The organism is Novosphingobium sp. 11B, assembly GCF_054589055.1.
The window spans coordinates 1-8,034 of the sequence record NZ_BAAILP010000217.1 but is presented as its reverse complement, the minus strand read 5'-3'; the positions used below and the strand labels follow the sequence as shown (position 1 = coordinate 8,034).

Here is an 8,034-nt window from a genome sequence, read left to right as displayed (position 1 = left end):
CGGCTAGGCAGCTTGCTGCCTAGCCTTCCGGCCCTCCCGCGAGCGGGAGGGCGAAGCGCAGGTCTCTCATTCCCCTCCCGCTTGCGGGAGGGGGCAGGGGTGGGGCTGCCCCTCATTCCCCGCGCCGCTCGGCGCGCTTCTTGTCCCACCATTCGAGGCGCTTCTTCACCTCGCGCTCGAAGCCGCGTTCCACCGGCTCGTAATAGACCTGCGGGCCCATTTCCTCGGGCCAGTAGTCGTCGCCGGAGAAGGCATCGGGCGCATCGTGGTCGTAGGCGTAGTCCTTGCCGTAGCCGATGTCCTTCATCAGCTTGGTCGGCGCGTTGAGGATGTTCTGCGGCGGGCTGACCGACCCCGTCTCGCGCGCGGCCTTGAACGAGGACTTGAACGCCATGTAGGCCGCGTTCGACTTGGGCGCGGTCGCCACGTAGATGCAGGCCTGCACGATCGCCAGTTCGCCCTCCGGAGAGCCGAGGAACTCGTACGCCTGCTTGGCCGCGAGGCACTGCACCAGCGCCTGAGGGTCGGCCATGCCGATGTCCTCGCTGGCCATGCGAACCAGACGGCGCAGCACGAACAGCGGTTCCTCGCCCGCCGTCAGCATCCGCGCCATGTAGTAGAGCGCAGCCTGCGGGTCCGATCCGCGCACGGATTTGTGCAGCGCGGAGATGAGGTTGTAATGTCCGTCGCGGTCCTTGTCGTAGACCGCCATGCGCCGCTGCAGGAACTGGCCGAGCCCCGCCGGATCGAGCGGCTGCGGAATCTTCGCCGCATAGAGCGTCTCGGCCTGGTTGAGCAAAAAGCGCCCGTCGCCGTCGGCCGAGGCGACCAGTGCCTCGCGCGCCTCGGGCGTCACTGGCAAGGGGCCTTCCAGCTCCTCGCCCTTGGCGAGCAGCGCATTCAGCGCGGCGGCATCGAGGCGGTGGAGGATCAGCACTTGCGCGCGGCTGAGCAGCGCGGCGTTGAGGGCGAAACTGGGGTTCTCGGTCGTGGCGCCCACCAGCGTCACCGTGCCGCGCTCGACGAAGGGCAGGAAGCCGTCCTGCTGGGCGCGGTTGAAGCGGTGGATCTCGTCCACGAACAGCAGGGTGCGTTGGCCCGCCTTGGCGGCGACGTCGGCCTCGGCGAAGGCTTTCTTGAGGTCCGCCACGCCCGAGAACACGGCGGAAACGGCGGCGAAGCGCATGCCCACGGCGGCAGCGAGCAGGCGGGCGATGCTGGTCTTGCCGGTGCCCGGCGGCCCCCACAGGATCATCGAGGACAGCCGCCCCGCCGCCACCATGCGCCCGATCGCGCCTTCGGGGCCGGTCAGGTGCTCTTGCCCCACAACCTCGGTCAGGTCGCGCGGGCGCAGGCGGTCGGCGAGGGGGGCGTCCTCGCGCAGTTCGTCACGGGTCGACGGCGGCAGGTCATCGGCGAAAAGGTCGGCCATGAAAGGGTACTTAGCCATTCGCGGCGCGAATTGCATCGGCCTCGTCGCGGGAGTATCCTCGGGCACGGCAGGGAGAGGCGCGATGGCTACGACGGACAGATACGTGACGAGGCCGGGGTGGACCTTCTGGCTCATCGCGGTGCTGGCGGTGCTGTGGAATGCCTTCGGCTGCCTCGACTTCACGATGACGGCTTCGCGCAATCCGACTTATCTTTCGCAAGTGCCGCCCGAGATCATCGACTGGCTCGATTCCGCGCCGAGCTGGACGCTGGTGCCGTGGGCACTGGGCGTGTGGGGCGGGCTGGCGGGAAGCCTGCTGCTGCTCGCGCGGTCGGGCTTGGCGGTGCCTGCCTTCGCGGTGTCGCTGGTCGGGCTGGCGGTGTCGCAGGCCTGGCAGTTTTCCGCCGGGATGCCGGCAAGCATGACCACGCCGGGGATGCTGGCGATGACGGCCTGCATCTGGGTCATCGCACTCGGGCTATTGTGGTTCGCCTGGGACAAGCGGCGCGCAGGCGTACTCCACTGAATTGAGTGACCGACACGGGAATGACGTTCCTTGCCCGCCGTCCACGCGGTATGGCAGCGGCGACGGGAGAGGGAATCACGACCATGCCACATCCGCTGGGTATCGAACTTTTGACGGTGCTCGGGCTCGGCCCGGTCGAGCACGTCACCCTGGCCGCCGACCTCGGCTGCAAGGCAGTGTCGATGGGCCTGAGCCAGTTGCCCGAACGCTTCAATCCGCATGGCTATGCCCCCTGGTCGCTGCGCGAGGACCCGGTCTTGCGGCGTGAACTGAAGGCGGTGCTCGCCGATCGCGGGATCGCCATCAGCATCGCCGAGGGCCTCGGCGTGTCCGTGGAACTGGACGCTGCCGAGCGGGCGGGCGACATGGACATCTTCGCCGATCTCGGCGCGCTGCGGGTCAATGCGGTGGACATGGGCGTGGAGCGCGCGCGGGCCTTCGACCAGCTGGCCGCGCTGGCGACGATGGCGGCCGAGCGCGGCATGGAGTTCTCGCTCGAGTTCACGCCAGTCTTCACCATCCGCTCGCTGCCCGAGGCGCTGGAGGCGGTGGAGTACATCGGCGCAGGTAAGGCCACGGTGCTGATCGACACGATGCACTTCTTCCGCTCGGGCGGCACGGTGCGGCAGGTGGCGCAGCTCGACCCGGCGCTGATCGGGCATGTCCAGCTGAGCGACGTGCCGCGCAAGGGCGACGACGACTACATGGCCGAGGCGATGAGCGGTCGCATGATCCCGGGGCAGGGGGAACTGCCCTTGCGCGAATTCGTCGAAGCCCTGCCGCGGGGGCAGGTCCTGGGGCTGGAAGTGCCGCTCATGGCCGCCGCCGCCAGCGGGCGCGACGTGCGCGACTACGTGGGAGAGATCGTGAAGCGCACGCGGGAATTTCTGGCCTAGCGTATTCCTCCCCGAGCAAGCTCGGGGAGAAACTAGGTTCGATCCAGCAGCATTTCGGCGCCTTTTTCGGCGATCATCATCGTCGGCGCATTGGTGTTGCCCGAAGTGATCTTCGGCATCACCGAGGCATCGATCACCCGCAGCCCGTCGAGCCCGATCACCCGCAACCGGCTGTCGACTACCGTGCCCATCGCCGCCGTGCCGACCGGGTGGAAGATGGTGGTGCCGATCTCCGCCGCCGCGCGCTGCAGGTCTTCCTCGCTCTCGAACGCTGGGCCGGGGCGCACTTCCTCGGGCCGGTAACGGGCCAGAGCGGGCTGCGACACGATGCCGCGCGTGATGCGGATCGCCTCGGCGGCGACGCGGCGGTCTTCCTCGGCGGAGAGGTAATTGGGTCGGATCGAGGGTGCGGCTGCGGGATCGGCAGCGGTGATGCGGGTGCTGCCCCGGCTTTCCGGCCTGAGGTTGCAGACGCTGGCGGTGAACGCCGGAAACGGATCGAGCGCTCCCCCGAAGGCGGCAAGGCTCAGCGGCTGGACGTGGTACTCCAGGTTCGGCGTCGCATAACGCGCGTGGCTGCGCGTAAAGACGCCGAGCTGGCTGGGCGCCATCGCCATCGGTCCCGTCCGGCGCAGCGCATATTCCATGCCGATCAGCGCCTTGCCGAATAGGTTGCTCGCCCGCGCATTGAGCGTCGCCACGCCCGAGACGCGGTAGGCGCAGCGCAGTTGCAGGTGGTCCTGCAGGTTGGCGCCGACCTCGGGCCGGTCGAGCACCGGCGCGATGCCGAGATCCGCCAGCCGCGCCGCATCGCCGATGCCGCTGCGTTCGAGGATCGCCGGGGAGCCGATCGCGCCCGCCGCCAGCACGACTTCGCCGGGGGTGAGCGCCACGCGCTGCTGGTTGCCGACAGAGTAGGCGACGCCGACCGCGCGGCCCGCCTCGACGATCACCCGGTCCACCACCGCGCCGGTCTCGACCTTCAGGTTGCTGCGCGAGCGGACCGGCTTGAGGAAGGCGTCGGCCGCGCTCCAGCGCCAGCCGCCCCGCTGGGTCACCTGGAAGAAGCCCGCGCCCTCGTTGTCGCCGGTGTTGAAGTCGGTGGAATGCGGGATGCCGTGCTGTCCGCAGGCGTCGCGGAAGGCTTCGAGGATGTCCCAGCGCAGCCGCTGCTTCTCGACCCGGATCTCGCCGCCGCCGCCGTGGAACGGGCTGGCGCCCTCGTAATGGTCTTCGGCGCGGGTGAAGTAGGGCAGGACGTCGTCCCAGCCCCAGCCGAGGTTGCCCGCCTGCCGCCAGCCGTCGTAGTCGGCGGCCTGTCCGCGCATGTAGATCATGCCGTTGATCGACGAGCAGCCGCCCAGCACGCGCCCGCGCGGATACTTGAGCGCACGGCCGCCGAGCCCTTCCTCTGCCTCGGTGGACAGGCACCAGTCGGTGCGAGGGTTGCCGATGCAGTAGAGGTAGCCCACCGGCACGCGAATCCAGATGTAGTCGTCCTTGCCGCCCGCCTCCAGCAGCAGCACGCGTGTCTCCGGGTTGGCACTCAGCCGGTTGGCGAGGACGCAGCCCGCGCTGCCCCCGCCGACGATGATATAGTCGAACTCTCCCATCCTGCAGGGCTATGCCGTGATTGGGGCGCGATCAAGCACGCGCTTTGGACAGGTGAATGCCGTGGATCATTGCACGCCGGGGCGATGCCGGCTTGGATTCTGGCCAAGAATCTTGCCGGAGAGGGCAGGCGAACCCACCATGACCGCAGGAGACGAGGAGAAAAGCACCATGGCGACACCCGCGATCGGCAGGCTGGGCATATGGTCGATGGAGATGCGCTTCGGCGACAAGGCGCAGTCGAACGCGGCGGCGGCGCAGCTGGATGTGATGGGTTATGGAGCGCTGTGGATTCCCGGCGGTATCGACGACGGTGCCCCGGCCGAGGTCGAGCGGCTGCTGGCGGCGACGTTGCGGATGACCATTGCCACCGGCATCCTCAACATCTGGAAGCACGATCCGGAGGAACTGGCCGCCTGGTTCCTTGCGCTGCCGCAGGAGTGGCGGGCGCGTACGCTGATCGGACTCGGCATCAGCCATGGCCCGCTCATCGGCGATTCCTGGGGCAAGCCTCTGGAGGTGACGGCGGCCTTCCTCGACCGGCTCGCCGCCGCCGGGATGCCGCGCGACAACCTGTGTCTCGCCGCACTCGGGCCGAAGATGGTGGCGCTTTCGGGCGAGAGGACCGCCGGGGCGCATCCCTATCTGGCGACGCCCGAGCACTCGCGCCGCGCCCGCGCGATACTCGGCCCGGAACCTCTGCTGGCGCCCGAACAGGGCGTGGTGCTGGAAGCCGATCCGGCCAAGGCCCGCGAATTGGCGGTGGCGGCGTTGGAGCACTATCGATGGCTTCCCAACTATCGCAACAACTGGGTGCGACTGGGCTTCAGTGAAGGGGAGATCGAGGCACTGGACGACCGCCTTCTCGATGCCCTTTTCGCGATCGGCGGGGTGGAGGCGGCGGCGCGGCGGGTCGCGGCACACCTCGATGCGGGAGCCGACCACGTCTGCCTTCAGGTCATCGCCGGGCCGAGGGGTGGCAGCTTCGACCAGCTGCTGCCGCAATGGCGTGCATTGGCAGAGGCGCTGGCTTGAATTTCGCCCGCAAGGTAAGCGCGCTGTTAACGAGTTGGCAACGGATTGTGCCTAATCCCTGTCGGCACAGGAGACGGTGGTTTCGGCCACCGGATTGACAGGAGCCGCCGGCGAGCCGGATGGACCGATCGTCGGGGGGCGAATGGTCCGAATCCGGGGTGGGAACGCAGCTTTCGGGCACGTTCGATTACCGCCTTCGACGACGGCTCCTGGCATTTCCCGTCACTCTTCCCAAGCCTGTCGTCAGCTTCCCAGCGCGTGCTGTTCTGCAGTCACCGGCGTACTGCTTGGCCGGTCGGACAAGGCACGGGCGATCCAAATGGTCGACATCGCCAGCACCACCAGCACGAGGCTGACGATCAGCACATAGCGAACGATATGCGGCGTCGAGCCCCCGCGTGCTTCGTCATCGTCGAGATGAACTTCGTCACCGGAACGATACATGACTGCTCTCCCGTCGACCCGACGGTGGCCTTTATGGCCGCATTATCGATTCGGGCCGTCTGATGGAACGAGGATGGGCGCGGGAAAGTTCCCCAGTGTTCAACTTGCGTGATGGGATGTGAGGTGCAGCAGTTGCAGAGTGCGTTCGTCCCTTCGTCCCTGGCAGAAGGCATCGAGGGCGTGGGCGAATTGACCGGCGCCATCGGTGCCCATGGCGGCAAGCTCGAACAGGGTCATCGAACTGGCGAACTTCATCGCATCGACCGCGCCGAGGATGCCCGTGGCGCTGCGCCTTCCCGCCCAGCCCAGCATGAGACGAGTCGTTTCGTCGAGCCTCTGGCGAAGTACAGGATGGCTCAGATAACGCCGCGCTTCGTCGAGCGTCTCCACGGCGTAGCGGCGTGCCATCGGGCTGGAGCCCAGCCCGGCGACTTGCGGGAACACGAACCACATCCAGTGCGTGCGCTTTTCGCCGTGGGCAAGTTCGGCGCGGACTTCACCGAAGATGGCGTCCTGCGCGGTGACGAAGCGCTCCAGGTTCATCATGCGTAGTGCAGTTCGGACCCGCGCTTGAGGGCGCGGCCGCCGTCAGGCTGCTCGACAAGGTATGCGGGGTTTTCAGGCGTTCCGACTCGCACGATGCGCTTGCCTTCGATCGTGCGGCTGACGCGGCGTTCGAAACGTTCGGCGATGTGGCCGGTAGCGGTGCCGGTGCCCCAATTCCAGCTGACCTGCGCTCCCTTGCGGAAGGTGGCGGTCATTGCGTCTGGTCTTGCTGCTGCGCCACTGCCTTTTCGGTATCGGCGTGGCCGCCGGTCTCTGGCGTGGTCAGCGCGCCGGTGATCCAGATAGCCGAAAGCGCGATGATGACGAGGGCAAGGCTGATGAGCAGGACGTAGCGCACGACGCCGGACGTCTCGCCACTACGGGCTTCCTCTTTGTCGAGATGGACTTCCTGTCCTCGGGTTTCCATGGCGTGCTCCGAAGGCGGCCGGTTGCGGCCCTTTGCCTTCGTCAACACGCCGGGACGGGCGAATGTTCCGCCGCCCGTCCCGCGTCTGCGCGGCTTAGTCGCGCAGGAGTTCGTTGATGCCGGTCTTCGAGCGGGTCTGCGCGTCCACGGTCTTGACGATCACGGCGCAGTAGAGCGACGGGCCGGGGGTGCCGTCCGGCAGCGGCTTGCCGGGCATCGCGCCGGGGACGACGACGGCGTAGGGCGGCACGCGGCCGATGTGGACTTCGCCGGTCGCACGGTCGACGATCTTGGTCGAGGCGCCGATGAACACGCCCATCGACAGCACCGCGCCTTCGCCCACGATCACGCCCTCGGCCACTTCCGAACGGGCGCCGATGAAGGCGCCGTCCTCGATGATGACCGGGCCGGCCTGCAGCGGCTCAAGCACGCCGCCGATGCCCGCGCCGCCCGAGATGTGCACGTTCTTTCCGATCTGCGCGCACGAACCGACGGTCGCCCAGGTGTCGACCATGGTGCCTTCGCCGACGTAGGCGCCGAGGTTGACGAAGCTCGGCATGAGCACCACGCCCTTCGAGATGTGGGCGCTGCGGCGCACCACGGCGCCGGGGACCACGCGCACGCCTGCCGCCTTGAAGCGGGCATCGTCCCAGCCTGCGAACTTGAGCGGCACCTTGTCGTAGGCCGGGGCGCCCGCCGCGCCGTATTCGACCACGGCGTTGTCGTTCAGGCGGAACGAGAGCAGCACCGCCTTCTTGAGCCACTGGTTGACGACCCACTCACCGTCCACCTTCTCGGCGACGCGGGCCTGGCCCGAATCGAGCAGTTCCAGCGCCTCGTCGACGATCTTGCGCACATCCGCGCTCGCGGGGGTGACGGTGTCGCGTGCGTCGAACGCGGCTTCGATCTGGGCGGCGAGGCCAGAATTGAGGTTGGACATTGGCTGGTCTCCGGAAGGGATGAAACTGTCGCGGCGCGGCCTAGAGGGAGTTGGGGCGCGGGGCAAGGTTATCGTCGTCCCGGACTTGATCCGGGACCGCTGGCCATGAACAGCCCACCTTGCTGAACGCGCCTGCAACCTATCGCCTAAAGACAGCCAGCGGTCCCGGATCAAGTC

The 8,034-nt window shown here is 67.9% G+C and carries 10 protein-coding genes; 3 read left to right on the top strand and 7 right to left on the bottom strand.

Annotated elements, in window-relative coordinates; all coding sequences use genetic code 11:
• Window positions 1-112 precede the first annotated feature (112 nt).
• Window positions 113-1,432, bottom strand: a complete 1,320-nt coding sequence (locus ACYPYD_RS19775; protein WP_459665009.1) for a replication-associated recombination protein A — start codon at window positions 1,430-1,432, stop codon at window positions 113-115.
• An 82-nt stretch (window positions 1,433-1,514) separates the two neighbouring features.
• Between ACYPYD_RS19775 and ACYPYD_RS19770 the strand changes: the two genes are divergently transcribed.
• Window positions 1,515-1,958, top strand: a complete 444-nt coding sequence (locus tag ACYPYD_RS19770; RefSeq protein WP_459665007.1) for a hypothetical protein — start codon at window positions 1,515-1,517, stop codon at window positions 1,956-1,958.
• Window positions 1,959-2,041: 83 nt separating this feature from the next.
• The gene (locus tag ACYPYD_RS19765) at window positions 2,042-2,854 is read left to right on the top strand and encodes a sugar phosphate isomerase/epimerase family protein (RefSeq protein WP_459665005.1); all 813 of its coding nucleotides are present in this window, start codon (window positions 2,042-2,044) and stop codon (window positions 2,852-2,854) included.
• A 32-nt stretch (window positions 2,855-2,886) separates the two neighbouring features.
• On the opposite strand, the gene ACYPYD_RS19760 is transcribed toward ACYPYD_RS19765, so the two are convergent.
• The gene (locus tag ACYPYD_RS19760; RefSeq protein ID WP_459665003.1) at window positions 2,887-4,467 is read right to left on the bottom strand and encodes a GMC family oxidoreductase; all 1,581 of its coding nucleotides are present in this window, start codon (window positions 4,465-4,467) and stop codon (window positions 2,887-2,889) included.
• A gap of 139 nt (window positions 4,468-4,606) precedes the next feature.
• On the opposite strand from ACYPYD_RS19760, the gene ACYPYD_RS19755 reads away from it, so the two are divergent.
• Window positions 4,607-5,500 carry a TIGR03620 family F420-dependent LLM class oxidoreductase gene (locus tag ACYPYD_RS19755; protein ID WP_459665001.1) on the top strand — a complete coding sequence of 298 codons (894 nt, stop codon included), beginning with the start codon at window positions 4,607-4,609 and terminating at the stop codon, window positions 5,498-5,500.
• 243 nt (window positions 5,501-5,743) lie between these two features.
• On the opposite strand, the gene ACYPYD_RS19750 is transcribed toward ACYPYD_RS19755, so the two are convergent.
• From ACYPYD_RS19750 to dapD, 5 genes are all read right to left on the bottom strand, one after another.
• The gene (locus ACYPYD_RS19750) at window positions 5,744-5,944 is read right to left on the bottom strand and encodes a hypothetical protein (RefSeq protein ID WP_008831797.1); all 201 of its coding nucleotides are present in this window, start codon (window positions 5,942-5,944) and stop codon (window positions 5,744-5,746) included.
• Between the two features lie 99 nt (window positions 5,945-6,043).
• Complete coding sequence (locus ACYPYD_RS19745) at window positions 6,044-6,490, bottom strand: DUF1810 domain-containing protein (RefSeq protein ID WP_008831796.1); 447 nt, start codon at window positions 6,488-6,490, stop codon at window positions 6,044-6,046.
• Entirely contained in the window at window positions 6,487-6,705 is a 219-nt protein-coding gene (locus ACYPYD_RS19740) for a hypervirulence associated TUDOR domain-containing protein (RefSeq protein ID WP_211149736.1), read from the bottom strand. The genes ACYPYD_RS19745 and ACYPYD_RS19740 overlap by 4 nt, the downstream gene beginning before the upstream one ends.
• Window positions 6,702-6,917 (bottom strand): hypothetical protein, encoded by a 216-nt coding sequence (locus ACYPYD_RS19735; protein ID WP_459664999.1) that lies wholly within the window; start codon window positions 6,915-6,917, stop codon window positions 6,702-6,704. Before ACYPYD_RS19735 ends, ACYPYD_RS19740 begins: the two co-directional genes overlap by 4 nt.
• Window positions 6,918-7,011: 94 nt before the next feature.
• The gene (dapD, locus tag ACYPYD_RS19730) at window positions 7,012-7,857 is read right to left on the bottom strand and encodes a 2,3,4,5-tetrahydropyridine-2,6-dicarboxylate N-succinyltransferase (RefSeq protein ID WP_008831793.1); all 846 of its coding nucleotides are present in this window, start codon (window positions 7,855-7,857) and stop codon (window positions 7,012-7,014) included.
• Window positions 7,858-8,034 lie beyond the last annotated feature (177 nt).